This window comes from Novosphingobium sp. KCTC 2891, from assembly GCF_025938155.1.
Classification (GTDB): Bacteria; Pseudomonadota; Alphaproteobacteria; order Sphingomonadales; family Sphingomonadaceae; genus Novosphingobium.
In genome coordinates this window covers 394,181-415,893 of the sequence record NZ_JAPCZG010000002.1, presented here as the reverse complement: position 1 = coordinate 415,893, position 21,713 = coordinate 394,181, and the positions used below count along the sequence as shown (strand labels likewise).

Here is a 21,713-nt window from a genome sequence, read left to right as displayed (position 1 = left end):
TCAGGCGCCGAGCGGTTGGGTGCCGGCCGGGCCGGAGAAACGACGTCCCGCGCGCGGCACGGCCGAACCCTGCGCGGAGGCAGGGCGAACCACGCCCCGCGGTGCGTCCGGACGGTCGATCTTGCCGTCGTCGAGCAGCGTCTTGATCTCGTCGCCGGTCAGCGTCTCGTATTCCAGCAGCGCCTGCGCCAGCAGATGCAGCTTGTCTTCCTGCTCGCGCAGGATCTGCGTGGCGCGGGCATGGGCGCCGTCGACCAGCCCGCGGATCTCGCTGTCGATGAGCTTGTTGGTCTCGTCCGACATCATCGTGCGATGCGAGCCGCCCATGCCGAGATAGCCTTCCTGCGCTTCCTCGTACTGGAGCGGTCCCAGCTTGTCGCTCATGCCCCACTTGGTGACCATGTTGCGCGCCAGGCTGGTGGCATACTGGATGTCCGACGAAGCGCCCGAGCTGACCTTGTCGTAGCCGAAGATGATTTCCTCGGCGACGCGGCCGCCCATCGAAACCGACAGGTTCGCGTGCATCTTGTCGCGGTGGTAGGAATAGCTGTCCCGCTCGGGCAGGCGCATGACCATGCCCAGCGCGCGGCCGCGCGGGATGATCGTGGCCTTGTGGATCGGGTCGCTGGCAGTTTCGTTGACCGAAACGATGGCATGGCCCGCCTCGTGATAGGCGGTCATCTTCTTCTCGTCGTCGGTCATCACCATGGAGCGGCGTTCCGCGCCCATCATGACCTTGTCCTTGGCGTCCTCGAATTCCTGCATCGCGACCAGCCGCTTGTTGCGGCGCGCGGCGAGCAGTGCGGCTTCGTTGACCAGGTTGGCCAGATCCGCACCCGAGAAGCCCGGCGTGCCGCGCGCGATCGTGCGCGAATTGACGTCGGGCGCCAGCGGTACCTTCTTCATGTGGACCGACAGGATCTTCTCGCGGCCCTCGATATCGGGGATCGGGACCACGACCTGGCGGTCGAAGCGGCCCGGGCGCAGCAGCGCCGGGTCGAGCACGTCGGGGCGGTTGGTCGCCGCGATGATGATGATGCCTTCGTTCGCCTCGAAGCCGTCCATTTCGACCAGCAGCTGGTTCAGCGTCTGCTCGCGTTCGTCGTTCGAATTGCCGAGGCCGTGGCCACGGTGACGGCCGACCGCGTCGATTTCGTCGATGAACACGATGCAGGGCGCGTTCTTCTTCGCCTGCTCGAACATGTCGCGCACGCGGCTGGCGCCCACGCCGACGAACATCTCGACGAAGTCCGAACCCGAAATGGTGAAGAACGGCACGCCCGCCTCACCCGCGATGGCGCGGGCGAGCAGGGTCTTGCCGGTGCCGGGGCTGCCGACGAGCAGCGCACCCTTGGGAATCTGGCCGCCCAGCTTGGAGAAGCGGGTCGGATCGCGCAGGAACTCGACGATTTCCTCCAGTTCCTCGCGCGCTTCGTCGATGCCGGCGACATCGTCGAACGTGACGCGGCCCGAACGCTCGGTCAGCATCTTCGCCTTCGACTTGCCAAAGCCCATCGCGCCCGATCCGCCGCCCTTCTGCACCTGGCGCAGCGCGAAGAACGCCACGCCCAGGATCAGCAGGAACGGAAGCGACTGCGCCAGGATGTAGAGCAGCAGGTTGGGTTCTTCCTGCGCCTTGCCGGCATATTGCACGCCGTTGTCCTGCAGCAGCTTGGGCAACTCGGTGTCGTTCTGGATCGGAATGGTCGAGAACTGCTGGTCGTTCTTGAGCGTGCCGGTGATCCGGTCCTGCCCGATCTGCACTTCGCGCACGGCCCCTTCGGCCACGCGCGTGCGGAAATCGGAGTAGCGGATCAGCGTGCCGGTCCCATCGGTCCGCGCACCGAACATCGAGACCACCAGCAGGAGGGCGAGGAAGATGCCGCCCCAGACCAGGAGGCTCTTGATCCAGGGATTCCCCTGCGGCTGGTCGTCGTTCATCGGAAATTCGCTCTCGAAACGGCGGAGTCGTCCGCCAGTTGCTGCCAATGTAGGAACAGCGGGGTGAATGGCAATATAACCGAGAGTGCGAAATCCTTGCATTCCGTGATCGCTCGGCCCGCTGAGCCTCCGCCACGGGGTCGCCGGAGCGCATTGCGCTAATACTCCGACAAAATGATTGACACCGCTGCCATATCCGGGGAATCGGGCAAAAGGGTCGCAAGGCCACAGGCGGAGAAGGATGGGGACGATGATGGGCAGGCTGGCGCGGACGGTCGCGGTGGGCATGGCGGCTCTGGCAGCGGCGATGGCGATGACGCCTGCCGCGCGCGCGGCGCCCGACGTGGAGATCGCGGGCACGATTCACGCGGATCGCCCCGGTCCGGTGCTGTCGCGCTATCTCCAGGGACAGTTCGCCGAACATCTGGGTGCAGACATCTACGGCGGCATCTGGGTCGGCCCGGACAGCCCCATCCCCAACACCCGCGGCGTGCGCAGCGATGTGGCGGCCGCGCTCAAGGATATCCACGTGCCGGTGGTGCGCTGGCCCGGCGGCTGCTTTGCCGACATCTACCACTGGCGCGACGGCATCGGCCCGCGCGGCAAGCGCCCGGTGCGCAAGAACGACTGGTGGGGCGGGCTGGAGAGCAACGCCTTTGGCACGCACGAATATTTTGACTTCGTCGACCAGATCGACGCCGATTCCTACGTCGCGATCAACATGGCGACGAGCACGCCGTCCGAAATGCGCGAGTGGATGGACTACATCACCTCCAGCGCGCGGGACACGATCGCCGATGAGCGGCGCGCCAACGGGCGGCAGGAACCATGGAAGCTCGGCTTCGTGGGCATCGGCAACGAGGCATGGGGTTGCGGCGGCGCGCAGACGCCGGAATATTTCGCCAATGAATACCGCCGTTTCGCCACCTTCATGCACCGCAACGGCGGCACGTTCCATATGCACAACGACAATGCCGCGCTGCGCGTGGCGTCGGGTCCGAACAACGACGACACGGCGTGGATGGACACCGTGCTGAAAAGCGCCGGGCCGATGATGGATGCGATCTCGCTCCATTACTACACCGTCTTCGACGGCAATTGGGAACACCGCAACATGGCCCCCGCCACCGGCTTCCCCGCCGAGCACTGGGACCACATCCTCTACCAGGCGTGGCGCATGGACGAAGTGCTGCGCGCGCACGAGAAGGTGATGGACAAGCACGATCCGCAAAAGCGCATCGGGCTCTACGTCGACGAATGGGGCACATGGTATGCGCCCGAACCGGGTACCGAGCCGGGCTACCTCTACCAGCAGAACAGCTTGCGCGATGCGCTGGTCGCGGCGGAGACGCTCAACGTGTTCCACGCCCATGCCGACCGGGTGCGGATGGCCAACATCGCGCAGGCGGTGAACGTGCTTCAGGCGATGCTGCTGACAGACGGCGCAAAGCTGGCGAAGACGCCGACCTACTACGCCTTCCAGCTCTACGTGCCGTTCCAGGATGCAACCGCGATCCCGGTCGATGTGGCCGCCCCGCTGATCGCCTCGGGCGAGCACCGCTTCCCCGCCTTCACTCTCAGCGCGGCAAAGGGCAAGGACGGGCGCACCTATGTCGCGGTGGCCAATGCCGACCGCACGCGCGGCTACCGGCTGGCGCTGGGGATCGCGGGCGCCTCCGCCCGCCGGGTGTCGGGCCAGGTGCTCACCGCCGACAAGCTCGATGCACACAACGTCCCCGGCGCGCCAGAGCAGGTCACGCCGAGGCCGTTCCACGGCGCGCGAATTGCGGGGGGCCGGCTGATGCTCGACGTTCCGGCAAAATCGGTGGTGGTCGTCGCCCTCGACTGACGCGCCGGGCCGCTCAGGCCGGGCGGTGCGGCAGGGCTTGGGTGAAGCGCCACTCCTGCCCGCGCCCGTCGCCGCGCACGCCAGCCAGCGTGGCCACGCCGCCCGCCGCCAGCGCATCGTGCCAGCGTGCCAGTTCCGCGCCGCGCGGCACGCTGCGCCCCAGCCGCGCGGCCACGCCTTCCAGCACGCGCAGGGCGAGCGCGCGCGGCACGCCGGGGCGCCACGCCAGCGCACCATCGGGGGTCTCGCGCACCTCTTCCAGCGCCCGCGCCGCCGCCCAGTCGAGCGCCGCGTCGGCTTCGGCCAGATGCGCCGCACTGACGGCCATGCCATTGATATCCAGCCATTCGGCTGACGTCATGCCGGCACGCACGCGTGCACGCTCGAACCGGGCATCCCGGTTGGAGGGATCGTCCGCGAAGGCAACGCCGCGCCGGGTGCAGATCGCTTCCAGTTCCGCCTTGCGCCAGCCCAGCAACGGTCGGAGCAAGGGCCACTCACCCCCCGGCACAACCGCACGCGGCCGCATTCCCGCCAACCCGCGCAGGCCCGCGCCGCGATTGAGCCGCATCACCAGGGTCTCGGCCTGATCGTCCGCATGGTGCGCGGTGACGAGCGCGGCCAGCCCCGCCTCGTCCAGCCAACTCGACAGCGCGGCATAGCGCGCCGCCCGCGCGCGCGCCTGCACCCCGGCACCGCCCGGCAGCGCCAAGGTGATCGTCCGGTGGGAAATGCCGCGCGCGGCGCACAGCGCCGCCACTTGCGCCGCCTCGTCCGCGCTTTCGCGGCGCAGCCCGTGATCGACGGTCGCGGCGGCGAAGTTGCGCGGCGCGACTTCATGCATCAACAGCAGCAGCGCGATGCTGTCCGGCCCGCCGGACACGGCCAGCCCGACCGGCGCCCCGGAGGGCCAGAGCGCTGCGAAATCCGCCGCGAACCGGTCGTTCAGCCGATCAATTGCAGGTCACCGACTTGCTGGCGGCTTCGTACTGCGCCTTCAGTCGGCCCGCCGCCTCGGCAGGATAGGCGGTCTTGAATTCGGCATAGGCCACGCAAGCGCGCTTGGTTTCCTTCAGCCGCGCCATCGCCACGCCCAGGTAGAGCAGGCTGTCGGCCGCGCGTTCGCCGGCCTTGTCGGTCTGGTAGTTCTGGAGGAACCACTGGGCCGCGGTGCCCGGCTTGTCATCATCGAGATAGGCGCGGCCCAGCAGGTTGCGCGCGAAGCTGATGCGCTTGTGCTTGGGATACTGCTGGACGAAGCGGCCCAGCTGCTGCTGCGCCTCGGGGAAGAACTTGGCCTCCCACAGGCGGTAGCCATAGGCGTATTCGTCCTCGGCCTTGTCGTCGGTCGCGGGCTTCTCGATGGCCTGGACGGCGGCAACGCGGTCGGCCGAGGGAGAGGCAGGCTTGGGCGTCGCCACAGGCGCGGGCTTGGGCGCAGGCTTCGGGGCCGGCTGCGGCGCTGCCACCGGAACCGGCGCGGGTGCGGGCTGGGCCGATGCCGGCGTGGTCGCGATCGCAGGCGTGGATGCGGAGGGCGCCGGCGCAGGCGCGGCGGTTTCCACCGGCACGGGCGGCTCAAGCGCGACGATCCGCGCCTCCAGCTTGCCCATCCGGTCCTGGTTTTCCTCGCTCGCGGCGGTCAGGCGCTGAAGCTGCGCCTCGACCGCGTCCATGCGCGTCAGCAGGTCGCTGAGCGGGGTGGTCGCGGCATTGCCGGGCGTCGGAGCGACGGGAGCGGCAGGCGCGGTGATTTCCGGGCCGAAGGTCTTGCCCGCGCCGTCGGGGAACACCTTGCGCTGAACCGCGCGCAGTTCCGCCTCGATCCGGCGCAGGCGGGATTCGGTGGTTTCCTGAGCCTGCGCCAGCGCCGGAACCGGCGCCGCGAGCGGCGCAAGCGTTGCCGCCATGCCGAGGGCCAACGCCGCGCGCGTGGCGCGGCTGCGGATCATCGTCTTCATCGTAACTCCCGTCTGTCCACGTGTCCCATGCAGGACGCCCCTCCCCGCACAGGCGCGCTGGCGGCGGGCCTGTCGCCCGCCGGATCACGCCCCGCCTGATTGCCGCAGGGCGCGCGGGATGTCGAGCGCGTGGTTAACCCGCGACGGTGGAAGACTGCGGCGCCGGCGCGGCAGCCGCGGGCGCTGCAGGGGACGCGACCGGAGCAGCGGCCGGCGCAGGACGCGCCAGCAGCGAGGCGCCATCCACCGGCACGTTCTTCACGATGCCTTCCTTTTCGGCGAGGCGCGGCACACCGCGGCCACCCACCGTGATTGCCAGCGCATCGGGGCGACCGGTCCACAGCACCGGGCCCTGCACATCGGCCGGCAGCGTCCAGCTTTCGCCCTTGGCCAGTTGCCGCTGCAACAGCTGCTTGCCCGTCGCATCGCTGAACTTGACCCACACGCCATCTTCGAGCGCGGTAAAGATCACCGGCGAAGTGGCCGGGGCCGCCACCGGCGCGGGAGCCAGCGCAACAGCCGCCCCGGCAGCCGAGGCCGAAGCTTCCGCGCCCACCAGCGGGGGCAGTTCGGCGGCAGGCCAGTAATAGCTGCGCCAGAACACCAGGCCCATCACCACGATGGCCCCCACCAGCAGCAGCGCGAGCCATGAAACCAGCCGCGACGGCGTCTTGGCGGGATCGCCCACTTCAAACTGATGGATCACGCGCGGCTCGGGCCTCGGCGCGCGCACCTCCAGCTCGCGCCGCACGGCCTCGACGATCTCCTTGTCGTCCAGACCCACAGCACGGGCATAACTCCGTGCAAAACCAAGGGCATAGGGCCGCCCCGGCAGCACCGCGTAATCGCCGTTCTCGATTGCCTCGATATGACGCGCCGTGATGCGCGTGGCGTGGGCCAGGTCTTTTACCGAACGGCCCTGCGCTTCGCGCGCGGCCCGCAGGCGGCTGCCCACCGAAGCGAACGGTCCGGGAACCACGGTCCCGCCTTCGTTCGCATTGCTCTCTTTACCGTCGGCTTGTGCCACGGCGCGACTCCCGTCTTTCATGATTTTTTTGGCAACCCTGAAGCGTGACGCCCCCACCGGCAATCGATCGTCTTCGCGCCGCGAAAGTCAACGCCTTCTGGCATCATATCCGATCTGGTGACGACGAACCGGGCCGCGAACGGCACGAATGGCGTCAATCACACTCGATGCCGCGGAAGAACGCCCACTCGGCCAAGGTCGAACGCAAGTCGTGCGGTGGCGATGCGAGCCATCCGTCCATCGCGGCGCGAATCTCGCCGATGTCGATCTTGCGCACCAGTTCCTTGACCGGGCCGACCGCTGCCGGGGTAATCGAAAGCCGGGTGATGCCCAGCCCCAGCAGTGCCAGCGCTTCCAGCCGGCGCCCGCCCATCTCGCCGCACACGGTGATGTCGGTGCCGAAGGGCGCCACGGTCTGCACCACGCGGCGCAGGAAACGCATGATCGCAGGGCTTATCCAGTCGTAGCGTTCGGCCAGCTTGGGATTGGCGCGGTCCGCGGCGAACAGGAACTGCGTGAGATCGTTGGTGCCGATCGACAGGAACGACAGCTTGGGCGCCAGCAGGTCGAGACATTCGGCCAGCGCTGGCACTTCCAGCATCGCGCCATAGCGGATCGCCTCGGGCAGGAGCTTCTTCTGCCGCTTGAGGAAGGCAAGCTGGCTTTCGAACACGGCCTTGGCGGCATCGAATTCCCACGGCTCGGTCACCATCGGGAACATCACGTTCAGCGTGCGCCCGCCCGCCGCTTCCAGCAGCGCGCGCGCCTGCACCTTCAGCAATCCGTCGCGTTCGAGCGCGACGCGCAGCGCGCGCCAGCCCATCGCCGGATTTTCCTCGGTCTCGCCATCGTTGTGCCGCAGATAAGGCAGCACCTTGTCGCCGCCGATATCCACGGTGCGGAACACCACCGGACGGTCGCCGGCCGCTTCCAGCACATCGCGATAGAGCCGGGTCTGGCGCTCGCGCGCGGGCAGCGTGGCGGAAACGAGGAACTGGAACTCGGTGCGGAACAGCCCGATGCCGTCGGCGCCGGTCAGGTTCAGCATCGGCATGTCGTCGCGCAGGCCGGCGTTGATCATCACCGTGATGCGCTGCCCGTCGCGCGTGACCGGCTCGGTCTCGCGCATCGCGGCATAGTGCGCCTGCCGCTCGCGGTTCTTGGCGAAACGCGCTTCGAACGCCTCGACCAGCGTGGGCGCGGGGCGCACGTCGAGCACGCCCTGGTCGCCATCGAGCAGCAGCAGGTCGCCGTCGCGCATCTTGCCGCGCAGGCCGCGCACGCGCCCCACCACCGGAATGCCCATGGCCCGCGCCACGATCACCACGTGCGCGGTCAGCGAGCCTTCCTCGAGGATCACGCCCTTCAGCCGGCGGCGGTCGTATTCAAGCAGTTCCGCCGGGCCAAGGTTGCGCGCGATCAGGATCGCGTCGCCTTTCAGTCCCATGCTTGCGGCGGTGCCGAGCTGACCGGAAACGATGCGCAGCAACCGGTTCGACAGGTCTTCCAGATCGTGCATCCGGTCCGCCAGCAGCGGATCGTCGATCTGGCGCATCCGCATCCGGGTGCGCTGCTGGACCCGTTCGATCGCGGCTTCGGCGGTAAGGCCGGAATCGATCGCTTCGTTGATGCGGCGCGTCCAGCCTTCGTCGTAGGCGAACATGCGATAGGTCTCGAGCACTTCCTCGTGCTCGCCGCCCACGCCGAATTCGGCCTGGCTGGCCATGCGGTCGATCTGCTCGCGCATCTTGTCGAAGGCGAGATAGACGCGCTGGCGCTCGGCCTCGGTATCCTCGGCGACGACGTGCTCGATGGTCACGCGCGGCTGGTGGAACACCGCCACCCCGCTGGCGAGGCCCTTCACCAGCGTCAGCCCCTTCAGCCGCTCCGGCCCGGTCAGGTGCGCGGGCACGCCGAGGACTTCCTCCTCGTCGATCAGCTCGGCATTGGCGATCAGTTCCGACAGCACCATCGCCACGGTCTGGAGCGCCTCGATCTCCACTTCCTCGTAGCGGCGCGGCTCGACGTGCTGGACCGCGACCACGCCCACCGCGCGTTCGCGCCGCACGATCGGCACGCCGGCGAAGGAATGGAACTTTTCCTCCCCCGTTTCAGGGCGGAACGCGAAGTCCGGGTGCGCCGCCGCTTCGGCCAGGTTGAGCGTCTCGATATTGGCGGCAATGGTGCCCACCAGACCCTCGCCCACCGCGAGCCGGGTGACGTGGACCGCCGCCTGGTTCAGGCCGCGCGTGGCGAACAGTTCGAGCATCCCCTCGCGCAGGAGATAGATCGAGCAGACCTCGCTATCGAGGTTTTCGCCGATCGCCTCGACGATCTGGTTGAGCTTGGCCTGAGCCCCGGCACGCGAGGCCATCACCTCGTGCAGCGAGGTAAGGATCGCGCGGGCGGCGGCAACGGCAGACAGCATGGGCATGGCCTAGCCTACCGGTCCGCGCTTGCAAACGGCAAGCACCGCCAAATGCGGATTATTCATCGGTGGGAAACGTATTCACAAGCCGCAACCTGAACCATGCGGGCCGGATCGGGGGATATCTGGGGAAGGACCGGCCCCGGCCATGCGTGCCGGGCCGGTCGATTCCGCGAGGAAGAAGCGCGTCAATGCGACTGCGCGAGTTCTTCCTTGATGCGCAACTTGCGCTTTTTCAGTTCCATCACGAGGTTCTCGTCCGGTGCAGGCCGCAACAATTCCTCGGCAATCCGGCGTTCGAGACCGGCGTGCTTCGTATGCAGGGCGCTGACGTGCGATGTTTCCATGCGGCTACCTCCTGTGGTTGGGCAATTCCCGTCCATCGTCCCCGCGCAGAACCCTTGTCCTGCGCGGGATTTGGCGTCCGCCCCGACTCATCCGAGCGGGCGCGTTGTCATGCTCCCACATTCGCCGTATCTTGCAAGCCAAACCGCGTCAGGGCGCGGTGGGTCCGGGTCAGTCCGTATATCGACGCCGCCAACGGACCGCCGCGAGGGAGTGTAGTGTGTGACCGAAGACGAAATGCGCAAGCGACTCGAAACGCTGCGCCTTGAACACCGCGATCTCGACGCCGCCATCGATGCCCTGTCCGGAGCCGGGCCGCACGACCAGCTGCAGATCGCCCGTCTGAAAAAACGGAAATTGCGGATCCGCGACCAGATCGCGATTCTCGAGGATTACCTCATTCCCGACATTATCGCCTGAAACGAACAGCTTGGGCCAAGGGGCCGGCAATACCCCCTGCGTGCCGTAACGGCACACTCCCGAACCGGCGTTAACCTTTCGGCCGAGGCGTGTTGAGGCGGCCTCCCTTGCGGGGCTAGAGAGCGCGGGATGGACCTCACGCCAACCCTCAATCCGCGCATCGTCGAAGCCCTCTATGCCGAAGCGCTGGTCCTTGCCGACGAGGTGCGCCAGCGCTTCGAGCGGCTGCGGAGCGACACCGCCAGCGCGGGCATCGAGGATATCGTGCGCGTGCAGCTCAGCTGCGAAGCGCTGCGCACGACCACCCGGGTGATGCATTGCCTCGCCTGGCTGCTCAATCACCGCGCCTATTTCGCGGGCGAGCTTTCCGAACTCCAGCTGCGCCGCCACGGCCGAATCATCGCCAACTTCCCGGCCAGTGACCGCGGCGCGCTCGCCGGGCTGCCGAATGATGCCCACCGGCTCGTCCACGAAAGCGAGCGGCTTTACGAGCGCATCCAGCGGCTGGATCGCGCCTGGAGGGGCCTGGCGCAGCCCGGCCCCTCCGATTCGGACGGCAGCGCGGTGCGGCGGCTGCGCGAAAGGATCGCCGCCTCTGTCCAGCGCGCGAGCTAGCCGCCGTTAGGCACCCTCCCCCATCGCGGCCGACAGTGCGGCCACTTGGGCGGCATCGAAGCGCAGTCCCGCCTTGCTGCGCCGCCACAGCACGTCTTCTGCAGTGACCGCCCATTCGCGCCGCATCAGGTGTTCGAGTTCCGCTTCGCTGAAGCCATGTCCGAAATCGCGGCCCATGTCCGCGCGGACGAAGCGCAGCGCCTCGGTGCCATAGGCGCGCGCCAGCCGGTGCACCACCGGCCGCGCCATTCCCGGCGACTGGACCGCGATTTCCTGCTCGAGCGAGATCAGGTTGTCCGCCTCGTCCAGCCCGTCGGGCACGAAATCGCCGCCGGGCAGCGGCGCGGTCGCGGTCCAGCCGGTATCGGCCTCGATCCCCAGCCGCTCCAGCGCCGCTTCGGCCAGCGTGCGGTGCGTGGTGATCTTGCCGCCCAGCACCGACAGCAACGGCGCCGAATGCGCATCGCGTCCCCGGTCCAGATCGAAATGGTAGCCGCGCGTCGCCGCTTCGGGCTTGCCGCTGCCGTCGTCGGCCAGCAGCCGCACGCCGGCGAAAGCCCAGACGACATCGGCGGGTGTGGGCGGGCGGCGGAAATAGCGGCCCACCGCCTCGCACAGATAGGCAATTTCGGCGGCGCTGGGCCGCGGCGGGTCGATGTCCGCCCCCTCTTCCGAATCGGTCGTGCCGATCAGGGTGAACGCGTGCTCATAGGGGATGGCGAAGCAGATCCGCCCGTCGGCCAGCTGCAGGAACAGCGCCCGCGGATCGTCGTGCAGGCGCGGCACCACGATGTGCGAGCCGCGCACCCGGCGCAGCAGCGGCGGCCGCGCCTCGTGCGCAAGGTCCATCACCCCGCCCACCTGCGGCCCGGCGGCATTGACCACCATTGCCGCGCGGAAAGGCTCGCCCCCGTTGGCCCCGCGCGTCTCGATCCGCCAACCGCTGCCCTCGCGCGCCAGCCGCGTCACTTCGCAGCGGGTGACCACTTCCGCCCCGCGATCGGCCGCATCGCGCGCCAGCAGAACCACCAGCCGCGCATCGTCCACCCAGCAGTCCGAATATTCGTAACCCGCACGGATACGCTCGCGCAGGCCCATCTCGCCTGAGAGATCGACGCGCGCGGTCGGCGGCAGCGCCTCGCGCCCGCCCATGTGGTCGTAGAGCCAAAGCCCGGCGCGCAGCATCCACGCCGGGCGGCCCTCGCCCACCAGCGGCACCACGAAGCGCATCGGCCAGACGATGTGCGGCGCCTGCCGCCACAGGATCTCGCGCTCGTGCAGCGATTCCCGCACCAGCGCGAATTCGCGGTGTTCCAGATAACGCAGGCCGCCATGGATCAGCTTGGTCGAGGCCGAGGATGTGCCTTGCGCCAGGTCGCCGCGTTCCAGCAAAAGCACGGAAAGGCCGCGCCCGGCGGCGTCGCGTGCGATCGCAGCGCCGTTGACCCCGCCTCCGATCACCGCAAGATCCCAGGTAAAGGGCGGCTCCATGGCGGCATCTTGGAGTGCAATCGCCACGCTGGCAATATTGCTTAGCCGCGCCGCAATCCCCATAGCTGTTCCATGGCCAGCAACGACATCTCGCTCGCGGACAGTTCCACGTGGAACACCGGCATCGCCGTGGAACTTGAACCGCTCGTGCGGCGAGTGCTCGCACCCAATCCTTCGCCCTATACCTTCACCGGCACCCAGACCTATCTGGTGGGCCGCGGGGCGGAAATCGCGGTGATCGATCCCGGCCCCACCGGCACCGGCGTGGCCGGCCATGCCGATACTAACGGCGAAGGCCATGTCGAAGCGATCGTCGCGGCCGCAGGCGAGGCCCGGATCGTGGCGATCCTGTGCACCCACACCCACCGCGATCACAGCCCGGCCGCACGCCCGCTCCAGCAGGCAACGGGCGCGCCGATCATCGGCTGCGCGCCGCTGGTGCTGGCCGACGACGGCCCGCGCGCCGATGCATCGTTCGATCCCACCTATGCCCCAGACCGGGTGCTGGTCGACGGCGAGCGGCTGGCCGGTGACGGCTGGACGATCGAGGCGGTGGCGACCCCGGGGCACACCAGCAACCACTTGTGCTATTCCATCGTCCAGAGCGGCGCGCTGTTCACCGGCGACCACGTGATGGGCTGGTCGACCAGCGTCGTCTCCCCGCCCGATGGCGACATGGGCGCCTATATGCAGTCGCTCCAGAAGCTGCAGGAGCGCGAGGACCGCGTCTATTACCCGGCGCACGGCCCCCAGATCGACAATCCGCGCCAGTTCGTGCGCGGCATGATGGGCCACCGCCGCCAGCGCGAGCGCCAGATCGTCAAGCTGCTGGAACAGGCCCCGCACGAAATCCCGGCCATGGTCGCGGCGATGTACAAGGGTCTCGACCCGCGCCTCGCCGGCGCGGCCGGTCGTTCGGTGCTCGCGCACCTGGTCGATCTGGAACGACAGGGCCGCGTCGCCGGTTCGGGGGATATATGGACCCTGACGTGACCCCCGCCGCAGCGCCCCCGAAGCCCGCCCTGCGGCAAGAAAGCCCGCTCGCACGCGCCTCGGCGTTGCCCTGGCTGCTGTTTCTCGCCGCGCTGGCGATCGCCGCGTTCCTCGCCTGGCGCCTCCTGAAGCCCGAGGACATCGGCGACCCGCTTGCCACCAGCCTCGTCGCTTTCGAGAAGCAGAACCGCCTGACCGTGTTCAGCGCGCAGCTCGCCCCGGTGGTGTCGAGCGACGACGCGCGCCTGTTCGGACTGGTCAAGTCGAAGCAGGTGGCGGTCATCCCCGCGCGCGTGGACTACACGCTCGACCTTTCGCGCATGGGGCGCGACCGCATGGCGTGGAATGCCGGGACCAAGACGCTCTCGGTCAAGCTCCCCGCGCTCACCGTCGGCCGACCCAACATGGACGAGGCGCGCGCGCAATACTTGCGCGAAGGCGTGTGGATCACGCGTGAGGCGCAGGACAAGCTGACGCGCGACAACACCCGCCTCGCCGAACGGCTCGCCGTGGAACAGGCCGCCAATCCAGTGCTGATGTCGCTGGCGCGCGGCGCGGCGAAGGATGCGATCCGCCAGAACCTCGCGATCCCGCTGCAAGTTGCCGGATACGGCGACGTCAAAGTCGTGGTATCTTTCGACGGAGAGCCGACTCCGATGTGACGGGCGTCATTGGAAGCCGGCGATCCCGGGCGTAATGCGCGCTGCGGGACTGCTGGGAGACAGACCAATGGCAACCGCCGCACCAATACCGCCTGCAACTTCATCATCCGTTTTTCGAACCCGTGACCGCGATTTCTATGCGCGCATGGCGGTGGGCCTTGCCCTGTTCGTGGTGTTCGCCTTCGGACAGTTCGCGCTGCGCGGTTTCAGCCACCCGGCCACCGCGCCATGGTGGGTCCATGCCCACGGCTTGCTGATGCTGGGGTGGATGGGCGTGTTCATCGTGCAGACGCGACTGGGCCGCGCACGCTCGCTGGACGCCCACCGCAAGCTGGGCATTCTTTCGTGCGTGCTGGCCGCCGCCATCGCCATCGCCGCCATCAATGCCGCGACCATGGCGCTGGCGCTGCACCGCGTGCCGCCGTTCTTCAGCAACGCCTATTTCATGGCGCTGACGTGGGTGGACGTGAGCGGCTTTGTCGCCGTGTTCGCCGCCGCCGCCGTGGCGCTGCGCCGCGATGCCGATTGGCACAAGCGACTGATGCTGGCCGCCGTGATTCTGGTGACGGAACCGGCATTCGGGCGGCTGGTACCGCTGCCGCTGCTCGGTGCAGCAGGCCCCTGGGTCGAGCGCGCGTTCCAGATCGCCGTGTTCGCCTTCCCGCTGCGGCACGACTTGCGCACCCTGGGCCGCGTTCACCCGGCCACGCTGGTCGGCCCGGTGGTGATCGTGGCGGAACAGGCCGCAATCATAGCACTCACTGCCTATGCGCCGTTCGCCGCGCTCGCGCAGGGTATTGCCGCAGCCTGATGGCGTCCCTAAGTCCCCCCTGTCCGGAACGGCACCGATCCGCCCGTTCCGGCAGGGGAACCTTGGATGACCGCGCAACCGACGAACCTTTCCGGCCTTGACCTCCGCGCCGAAATCGACCGCCTCCGCAAGGAACGCAATGCGGTGATCCTCGCGCATTACTATCAGCGCCCGGAAATCCAGGACCTCGCCGATTTCGTCGGCGACAGCCTCGAACTCTCGCGCAAGGCCGCGGCCACCGACGCGGACGTGATCGCGTTCTGCGGCGTGAAGTTCATGGCCGATACCGCCAAGATCCTCAGCCCCGACAAGATCGTGGTGCTGCCCGATCTCGACGCAGGATGCAGCCTCGAGGATTCCTGCCCGCCGGACAAGTTCAAGGCTTTCCGCGAGGCGCACCCCGATCACATCGCGCTGACCTACATCAATTGCTCGACCGAGGTGAAGGCGCTGTCCGACGTCATCGTCACCTCTTCCAGCGCGGAAACGATCCTTGCGCAGATCCCGCCCGAGCAGAAGATCATCTTCGGCCCCGACCGGCACCTTGGCGGCTATCTCAACCGCAAGTTCGGCCGCGACATGCTGCTGTGGCCGGGCGTGTGCATCGTGCACGAAGCGTTCTCGGAAACGGAGCTGCTCAAGCTCAAGGCGCTGCATCCCGATGCGCCCATCGCGGCGCATCCCGAATGCCCGCCGCACATCGTCGATCATGCGGATTACGTCGGCTCGACCAGCGGCATCCTGCAATATGCCAAGACGATGGAAGGCGACACGCTGATCGTCGCCACCGAGCCGCACATCATCCACCAGATGGAACTGGCGATGCCGCACAAGACGTTCATCGGCGCGCCGGGTGCGGACGGCAACTGCAACTGCAACATCTGCCCCTACATGGCGCTCAACACCATGGAGAAGCTCTACCTCGCGCTGCGCGACCTCCAGCCGCGCATCGAGATGGACGAGGACCTGCGCCTCGCCGCCAAGAAGAGCCTCGACCGGATGCTCGACATGGCGAGCGGGACGGTCGGCATGGGCGATCTGGGCGCCAGGCCTTTCGGCAGCTGACAGCGCGCGCGCACGGCACCCACGAAAAAGGGGCGGCACCCAACCGGGAGCCGCCCCTTTTCTCATTCAGGCGCTGGCGTCAGAGGAACAGCACGTCGCCCTGCACCACGGCCGAGCCGATCACCGTCACGTCGAGATCGGCCAGCTTGTCGCCATTGACGTCCGCCATCAGATGCCCGCCGGCAAAGCGCAGTTCGCCCGCCGCACCGCTGAACGCAGCCCCGCCGATCCACGTCAGGTCGATGCCCGTATCGCGCAGGTCGATCCTGTCGGTGCCGGAAAGGAAGTCGGCGATGGTGTCGCCCTTCTCCACGATGTGGAACTGGAACACATCCGCGCCAGCACCGCCATAGAGCGTGTCCTTGCCCTCGAACCCGTCGAGCACGTCGTCGCCGCCCATGCCCTTCAGCACGTTGGCCACCTGGTTGCCCCAGATCACGTCGCGCGCCGATCCGCCGATGGCGTTCTCGATGGTGGTGCCATAAGCGATCGACAGGTTCATGTACTCGGTCGCGCGCACCCCGCTGACGCCCGTGTCGCCCGCGATATTGTCCGCATTGGCGGTCATGAAGCGGTTGGCGGTGTTGTCCAACCCGGTCTGGGTCGCCGTCCCGGCCACGGTATAGCCCGCCAGCGCGTTGAGATCGGCGCGGTTGGCGTTGACCGTGGCCGCGTTCTGCACCGCTTGCCCCACCGAACTGAACGATCCGGCATGAAGATCGATCTGCTGCGAGGCGTTGAAGCCCGACAGGTCGAGCGTGTCGATGCCGCCCGCGTCGTAGATCGACAGGTAGGGATAGGCGTTCTTCGAGAAGTCGTAGACCACGTTCCCGGCATTGCTGTTGAAGCCATAGGTGGTGTTGCCGGCGCGCGTGGCGGCGTCCGCGCCATACTTCGACTGGATCGTCAGGATATCGTGCAGCAGCGGCGTCTGCGCGTTGCCATAGAACACGGTATTCCAGTCGATGATGTTGGCACCCGTCTCCACCGCATCCCAGTAGGACATGATCGTGTATTGCGTGCTGTCCTGCGCATATTCGGCGTAGTTGGCATACGTGAGATCGAGGTTGGGATCGTAGTTGTAGTTGCCCGGATGCGACAGGCCGAGCGTGTGGCCCAGCTCGTGCACCAGCGTCGTCTTGCCATACCCGCCGAAGCCGAACCACGCGTTGGTCCAGTTGATCGAGGGATCGGCCACGAACACGTCGGACTGGAACTTGTAGCCCTGCTGGCCGGGATAATAGGCATAGGCCTGCGCCGGGTCCCACGAATTGGCGAACTGGATATCCGCCCCGGTGCCGTTCTTCTCCACGAACTTCGCGGAAACGAGATCGTCCCACAGCTGGATCGAAGCGCGCGCTTCCACGCGCTGCTGCGCGCTGAACGGCGAGAAGCCATAGGCCGAGGTGAAGCCCACGGTCGGATTGTTGTAGAGCCCGGTCAGGTGCGACAGATCGGTGAAGCTGTAGGTGATGACGCCATTGGGCGCGGCCAGCGTGGTACCCGAATCGATATGGGCCTTCACCCCGTCCAGTCCCAGGATCGGCTTGTTGCGGAACGACAGCCCGGCATAATCGTCGAGGTTGAAGCCCACCGGCGACGTGACGGTGAGCGAGGTCAGGCCGATCTCCACCGGCGTTCCCAGCGTTTCAAAGGCATCGGCAAGCGGATTGGCCGAAAGCAGGCTTTCGGCGGAAAGCGACCTTGCGGTCATAAGCGATTTGTCAGGCATGGAATCCAACCCCCGGTTCGGATGGCCTGCACAAAAGCGTGCAGCCGGTCCCAGCAAGACGCCGGACCGCGGGGCCCCTTCAGCTTCCCCGCGACCGGAGACTCATTTCAACTGAAACCAGTGGCAAGGTATAACCGGCGATTCGCGCGCGGCCAGAACCTTTTTGAAACAATGCGCTGAACCGAAACGGGCCTATTTGGCAGGCAGCACGATCAGCGCTTCGGCCCCTCGCCCAGCCGCGCCAGCACCAGTGCGGCGGCCACCAGCACCATGCCGAAACCGTCGATCCAGCCCACGCTTTCGCCGAACGCGAACCAGCCCGCCAGCACGGCGACAGCGGGCTGGGTGAGCAGCGCAAGGCCGATCAGCAGCGGCGGGAAGTGGCGCAGCGCATAGACCAGCAGCCCCTGCCCCACGATCTGGCTGCCCAGCGTCAGCGCGACCAGCGGCCACCAGTTGTGCGGCCAGACCGTCTCTCCCAGGAACAGAGCGAGCCCGAGCAGGACCGGCGCGCCCGTCAGGCTGGCGTGGAACAGCAGCGACCAGCTGCCGAAGCGATCGCGGGCGCGCTGCAGCAACAGGATGTAGAACGCGTAGAAGAACCCGGCGAGGATGCAGAACAGGTCGCCCACCAGCGTGGCGTGGTCGATCTCGAGCGAGCGCCCGAGCAGGATTGCCGCGCCGGCCAGCGCAGCGGCGACCGCGGCCAGCTCCGCCAGGCGCGGACGGCGATGCGCGGCGATCACGCCCCAGGCCATCAGGATCAGGCTGCCCGCATTGCCGAACAGCGAGGCGTTGGCGAGCCGCGTGGCCGCGATGCCGATGTGCCAGCTCGCCAGATCGAGCGCGAACAGCACGCCCGCCACTGCCACCGCCGCCCACGCGCCCTTGCCGAAGCCGGTCAGCGGCTGGCGATTGCGCACCGCCAGCACGGCCAGCAGCGGCAGCGCAAGGAACAGCCGCCAGAATCCCGAGGCAACCGGGCCGGTATCCGCCAGCCGCACCGACCAAGGCCCCAGCGCCAGCGCCACATTGCCGACCAGCAGCGCGGCGTAGTGGCGCGGCAAGGGATGCGAAAGGGCGCCGCCGTGGGCGCGCGTGCTTGACATGGGAGGCCGGTTTCCCGCTAAACAGGTTGCAAAAGGAAACGCAGTCTCCTTCGTAAGTCCTGTTTTCATTCCATCGACCGGGGTTCTTGTCCATGCACGATTCGTTGTTCCAGCCGATCCAGCTTGGCGCCATCACCGCGCCCAACCGCATTCTCATGGCGCCCTGCACCCGCACCCGCGCGCAGGACGATGGCGTGCCGAGCGCGATGATGGCGACCTATTACGCCCAGCGTGCCGGCGCCGGCCTGATCATCAGCGAAGCGGTGGGCATCAGCCGCGAAGGACTGGGCACCGCCCGCGCGCCGGGCATCTGGACCGCCGAGCAGGTCGAAGGCTGGAAGCCGGTGACGGACGCCGTCCACGAAGCCGGCGGGCGCATCGTCTGCCAGCTGTGGCACATGGGCCGCGTGGTCCATCCCTGGTTCCTGGGCGGCGAGCCGCCGGTTTCGGCCTCCGCCACCCGCCTTGAAGACGGCATGGCGCACACCCCCGCCGGCCGTTTCCCCTACGAACCCGCGCGCCCGCTGCGGATCGACGAGATGGCGCGTGTGGTCGAGGATTATGCGCTGGCGGCGCGCGGCGCGCGCGAAGCCGGCTTCGACGGCGTCCAGCTCCACGCCGCCAATGGCTACCTGATCGACCAGTTCCTGCGCTCCTCGACCAACCTGCGCGACGACGATTACGGCGGCCCGGCCGAGAACCGCGTGCGGCTGCTGCGCGAAGTGCTGCAGGGGCTGGTCGCCGAATGGGACGCAGGCCATGTCTCGGTCCGCCTTTCGCCCAACGGCGACAGCCAGGGCGCGGACGATCACGATCCCGCCACCCTGTTCGCCCATGCCGCCCAGGTGGTGCAGGATGCGGGCGCGGCCTTCCTCGAACTGCGTCAGCCGGGGCCGGAGGGCAGCTATGGCTCCACCGACGTGCCGCAGCAGGATGCGGTGATCCGCAAGATCTACAAGGGCCCGCTGGTGCTCAACAGCGACTACACGGCGGAAGCGGCCGATGCCGACGTCGCCTCGGGTCGCTGCGACGCGGTCAGCTTCGGCCGGCCCTATCTTTCCAACCCCGATCTGGCCGAGCGCATCCGCACCGGCGCCGCATGGGCGCCGAACAGGGGCGCGCCGAAATCTTGGTATTACCCGAGCGAGGAAGGCTATACGGACTACCCGACGCTGGCCGAGGAAACCGCTGGCGCCGCAGCCTGACGCCCAGACTCTAGGAGACGATCCCGTGCGCATTCCCCGTTCCTGGCTCTTCGTTCCCGGCGACAGCGAGAAGAAGCTGGCCAAGGGTCCCGAAACGGGGGCGCACGCGCTGATCGTCGATCTGGAGGATGCAGTCGCACCCACGGCCAAGGTCGAGGCGCGCCGCGTCAGCCGGGGCTGGCTGGAAGCACACCGCCGGCAGGTGACGATGCGCAAGCAGGCCCGCTGGGTGCGCATCAACGCCATCGACACCGGGCTGTGGCGCGACGATCTGGGCGCGGTGATGCCCGGCGCGCCCGACGGCATCATGCTGCCCAAGGCCGCCGGCCCGGACCAGGTCCGCATGATCGCCGCCGAAATCTATGAACTGGAACAGAAGAACGGCATCCCCAACGGCCAGACCCGCATCCTGCCGCTGGTGAGCGAAACGCCGCGCGCGGCCATGACCATCGCCGCCTACATGGATGCCGCGATGCCCCGCCTCGCGGGTCTGACGTGGGGGGCCGAAGACCTTGCCGCCGCACTCGGCGCCGGCCGCAAGCGCGACAGCGAAGGCCAGTGGACCGACGCCTTCCGCTTCGTGCGCGCGCAAACCCTGCTTACCGCGCACACCTGCGGCGTCTGGGCGATCGACACGCTCCATGCCGATTTCCGCGACGAGGACGGCCTGCGCCGCGCCGCGCTGGCCGCGCGCGGCGACGGGTTCTCGGGAATGCTGGCGATCCACCCGGCGCAAGTGCCCGTGATCAACGCGGCCTTCTCGCCCAGCGAGGCCGAACTGGCCGACGCGGAGGCGATCATCGCCGCCTTTGCCGCCAATCCCGGCGCCGGCACGCTCCAGATCGACGGCCGCATGATCGACCAGCCGCACCTCAAGCAGGCAAAGGCGCTGCTTGGCGTCGAATAGGATCGGGGAAACAGGCAGGGGCCATGGCCCCTGCAATGGCTCTCACCCCGCCGTCTTGGCCTTCGCGCTGGCCGCCGGTTTCGGCGAAGCACTCGCGGTGGGAGCGGGCGACACGGCAGGCGCCGGCTCGGCCACGTCGGCTGCGGCAGCGTCGGCGCTGGCCTCCTCCACCGGGGCTTTCGCCGCTTTGGCCGCGCCGCTCGGCTGGACCGCCTGAAGCGGCGCTTCCGCCTGCGAATGATCGAGATCGAGCATCGCGTCGCTGACCGTGCCGGGCAGCACTTCTCCGCCCGCCGCCTGCACCTTGCCTTCGTCCGCCTTCTTGCCGCAGCCGCCGGTCATGGCGACGAGCGCGAGCGGCGCGAGCAGGGCAAATCGGGTCTTGAACGTCATCGCAAGCATCCTGGCATCAGGCCCCGGGAGGGCACGGCACGTCAAGCCGGGCAAGGAAATCCCCGGCACGGGCGAGCAATGCCCGATCCCATGCCTCGGGCGCAACCTCAAGGCCGAGGTCGGCGAGGCTGGTGACGCCGAATTCCTCGATCCCGCACGGCACGATTCCGCCGAAATGCGACAGGTCGGGCGAAAGGTTCACCGAAAAGCCGTGCATCGTCACCCAGCGGCGGATGCGCACGCCGATCGCGCCGATCTTGGCCTCGCGCCCGTCGCGCCCCTTGGTCCAGATGCCCACGCGGCCCTCGGCGCGCCACGATTCGACGCCGAAATCGCCGAGCGTGTCGATCACCCAGCCTTCCAGGGCATGGACGAAGCCGCGCACGTCGCGCGCGCGCTTGCGCAAGTCGAGCAGGACATAGCCCACCCGCTGCCCGGGTCCGTGATAGGTATAGCGTCCGCCGCGCCCGGCCTCGACCACCTCGAAGCGCGGATCGAGCAGCTCGTCCGGCGCGGCGCTGGTCCCTGCGGTGTAGACCGGGGGGTGTTCGAGCAGCCAGATCAGTTCCTGCGCCGTGCCATCGGCGATGGCGGTGTTGCGCGCCGCCATGTCTTCGAGCGCGGCGCGATAGGGCACCGGCTCGCTTTCGCGGCGGATCTCGATAGTGCCGATATGATCCATGCCGCTGCGATGGGCGCTTGCCGCGCGAAGTGCAAGGGGGTGCGCAGCCGTCCCCGGCCTGCTAGAGAACGCGGCCC

Annotated in this window: 20 protein-coding genes; 9 read left to right on the top strand and 11 right to left on the bottom strand. The window is 68.1% G+C overall.

What is annotated here, in order from left to right:
- Positions 1 to 1,941, bottom strand: a complete 1,941-nt coding sequence (gene ftsH, locus OLX02_RS05650) for an ATP-dependent zinc metalloprotease FtsH (protein ID WP_264420952.1) — start codon at positions 1,939 to 1,941, stop codon at positions 1 to 3.
- Between the two features lie 250 nt (positions 1,942 to 2,191).
- Here ftsH and OLX02_RS05645 point away from each other — a divergent pair, with 250 nt between their 5' ends.
- Entirely contained in the window at positions 2,192 to 3,790 is a 1,599-nt protein-coding gene (locus OLX02_RS05645) for an alpha-N-arabinofuranosidase (RefSeq protein ID WP_264420950.1), read from the top strand.
- Positions 3,791 to 3,803: 13 nt separating this feature from the next.
- Here OLX02_RS05645 and tilS read toward each other — a convergent pair whose 3' ends face one another.
- The 5 genes from tilS to OLX02_RS05620 form a co-directional block, all read right to left on the bottom strand.
- Positions 3,804 to 4,673, bottom strand: a complete 870-nt coding sequence (tilS, locus tag OLX02_RS05640; protein WP_264420948.1) for a tRNA lysidine(34) synthetase TilS — start codon at positions 4,671 to 4,673, stop codon at positions 3,804 to 3,806.
- Between the two features lie 70 nt (positions 4,674 to 4,743).
- Positions 4,744 to 5,751: a tetratricopeptide repeat protein gene (locus tag OLX02_RS05635; RefSeq protein WP_264420947.1), complete on the bottom strand. Its 1,008-nt coding sequence runs from the start codon at positions 5,749 to 5,751 to the stop codon at positions 4,744 to 4,746.
- A gap of 133 nt (positions 5,752 to 5,884) precedes the next feature.
- Positions 5,885 to 6,778, bottom strand: a complete 894-nt coding sequence (locus tag OLX02_RS05630) for a helix-turn-helix domain-containing protein (RefSeq protein WP_264420946.1) — start codon at positions 6,776 to 6,778, stop codon at positions 5,885 to 5,887.
- 154 nt (positions 6,779 to 6,932) lie between these two features.
- The gene (gene ptsP, locus OLX02_RS05625; RefSeq protein WP_413630074.1) at positions 6,933 to 9,212 is read right to left on the bottom strand and encodes a phosphoenolpyruvate--protein phosphotransferase; all 2,280 of its coding nucleotides are present in this window, start codon (positions 9,210 to 9,212) and stop codon (positions 6,933 to 6,935) included.
- Positions 9,213 to 9,394: 182 nt separating this feature from the next.
- Positions 9,395 to 9,553: a YdcH family protein gene (locus OLX02_RS05620; RefSeq protein WP_264420945.1), complete on the bottom strand. Its 159-nt coding sequence runs from the start codon at positions 9,551 to 9,553 to the stop codon at positions 9,395 to 9,397.
- A gap of 220 nt (positions 9,554 to 9,773) precedes the next feature.
- Here OLX02_RS05620 and OLX02_RS05615 point away from each other — a divergent pair, with 220 nt between their 5' ends.
- Complete coding sequence (locus OLX02_RS05615; RefSeq protein ID WP_264420944.1) at positions 9,774 to 9,971, top strand: YdcH family protein; 198 nt, start codon at positions 9,774 to 9,776, stop codon at positions 9,969 to 9,971.
- A gap of 129 nt (positions 9,972 to 10,100) precedes the next feature.
- A complete protein-coding gene (locus OLX02_RS05610; protein WP_264420943.1) occupies positions 10,101 to 10,586 on the top strand; it encodes a DUF1465 family protein in 486 nt (161 codons plus the stop codon).
- A 6-nt stretch (positions 10,587 to 10,592) separates the two neighbouring features.
- Here the strand turns inward: OLX02_RS05610 and OLX02_RS05605 are convergent, their stop codons facing one another.
- Positions 10,593 to 12,077: a glycerol-3-phosphate dehydrogenase gene (locus OLX02_RS05605; RefSeq protein ID WP_264420942.1), complete on the bottom strand. Its 1,485-nt coding sequence runs from the start codon at positions 12,075 to 12,077 to the stop codon at positions 10,593 to 10,595.
- Positions 12,078 to 12,149: 72 nt separating this feature from the next.
- Here OLX02_RS05605 and OLX02_RS05600 point away from each other — a divergent pair, with 72 nt between their 5' ends.
- The 4 genes from OLX02_RS05600 to nadA all read left to right on the top strand — a co-directional run bounded on the left by OLX02_RS05600 (position 12,150) and on the right by nadA (position 15,608).
- Positions 12,150 to 13,070, top strand: a complete 921-nt coding sequence (locus OLX02_RS05600) for an MBL fold metallo-hydrolase (protein WP_264420941.1) — start codon at positions 12,150 to 12,152, stop codon at positions 13,068 to 13,070.
- The gene (locus tag OLX02_RS05595; RefSeq protein ID WP_264420940.1) at positions 13,067 to 13,732 is read left to right on the top strand and encodes a DUF4230 domain-containing protein; all 666 of its coding nucleotides are present in this window, start codon (positions 13,067 to 13,069) and stop codon (positions 13,730 to 13,732) included. Before OLX02_RS05600 ends, OLX02_RS05595 begins: the two co-directional genes overlap by 4 nt.
- Positions 13,733 to 13,799: 67 nt before the next feature.
- The gene (locus OLX02_RS05590) at positions 13,800 to 14,543 is read left to right on the top strand and encodes an adenylate cyclase (RefSeq protein WP_264420939.1); all 744 of its coding nucleotides are present in this window, start codon (positions 13,800 to 13,802) and stop codon (positions 14,541 to 14,543) included.
- Between the two features lie 66 nt (positions 14,544 to 14,609).
- A complete protein-coding gene (nadA, locus tag OLX02_RS05585) occupies positions 14,610 to 15,608 on the top strand; it encodes a quinolinate synthase NadA (RefSeq protein ID WP_264420938.1) in 999 nt (332 codons plus the stop codon).
- 79 nt (positions 15,609 to 15,687) lie between these two features.
- On the opposite strand, the gene OLX02_RS05580 is transcribed toward nadA, so the two are convergent.
- Positions 15,688 to 17,340 carry a M10 family metallopeptidase C-terminal domain-containing protein gene (locus OLX02_RS05580; protein ID WP_264420937.1) on the bottom strand — a complete coding sequence of 551 codons (1,653 nt, stop codon included), beginning with the start codon at positions 17,338 to 17,340 and terminating at the stop codon, positions 15,688 to 15,690.
- Between the two features lie 212 nt (positions 17,341 to 17,552).
- Positions 17,553 to 18,449 (bottom strand): DMT family transporter, encoded by an 897-nt coding sequence (locus OLX02_RS05575; RefSeq protein ID WP_264420936.1) that lies wholly within the window; start codon positions 18,447 to 18,449, stop codon positions 17,553 to 17,555.
- Positions 18,450 to 18,541: 92 nt separating this feature from the next.
- Here OLX02_RS05575 and OLX02_RS05570 point away from each other — a divergent pair, with 92 nt between their 5' ends.
- Together OLX02_RS05570 and OLX02_RS05565 are read left to right on the top strand one after the other, a co-directional pair.
- Positions 18,542 to 19,654, top strand: a complete 1,113-nt coding sequence (locus tag OLX02_RS05570; protein WP_264420935.1) for an alkene reductase — start codon at positions 18,542 to 18,544, stop codon at positions 19,652 to 19,654.
- Between the two features lie 25 nt (positions 19,655 to 19,679).
- Positions 19,680 to 20,561: an HpcH/HpaI aldolase/citrate lyase family protein gene (locus OLX02_RS05565; protein WP_264420934.1), complete on the top strand. Its 882-nt coding sequence runs from the start codon at positions 19,680 to 19,682 to the stop codon at positions 20,559 to 20,561.
- Between the two features lie 42 nt (positions 20,562 to 20,603).
- On the opposite strand, the gene OLX02_RS05560 is transcribed toward OLX02_RS05565, so the two are convergent.
- Together OLX02_RS05560 and lipB are read right to left on the bottom strand one after the other, a co-directional pair.
- Positions 20,604 to 20,954: a hypothetical protein gene (locus OLX02_RS05560; RefSeq protein ID WP_264420933.1), complete on the bottom strand. Its 351-nt coding sequence runs from the start codon at positions 20,952 to 20,954 to the stop codon at positions 20,604 to 20,606.
- Between the two features lie 16 nt (positions 20,955 to 20,970).
- The gene (gene lipB / locus OLX02_RS05555; RefSeq protein WP_264420932.1) at positions 20,971 to 21,636 is read right to left on the bottom strand and encodes a lipoyl(octanoyl) transferase LipB; all 666 of its coding nucleotides are present in this window, start codon (positions 21,634 to 21,636) and stop codon (positions 20,971 to 20,973) included.
- Positions 21,637 to 21,713: the final 77 nt, after the last annotated feature.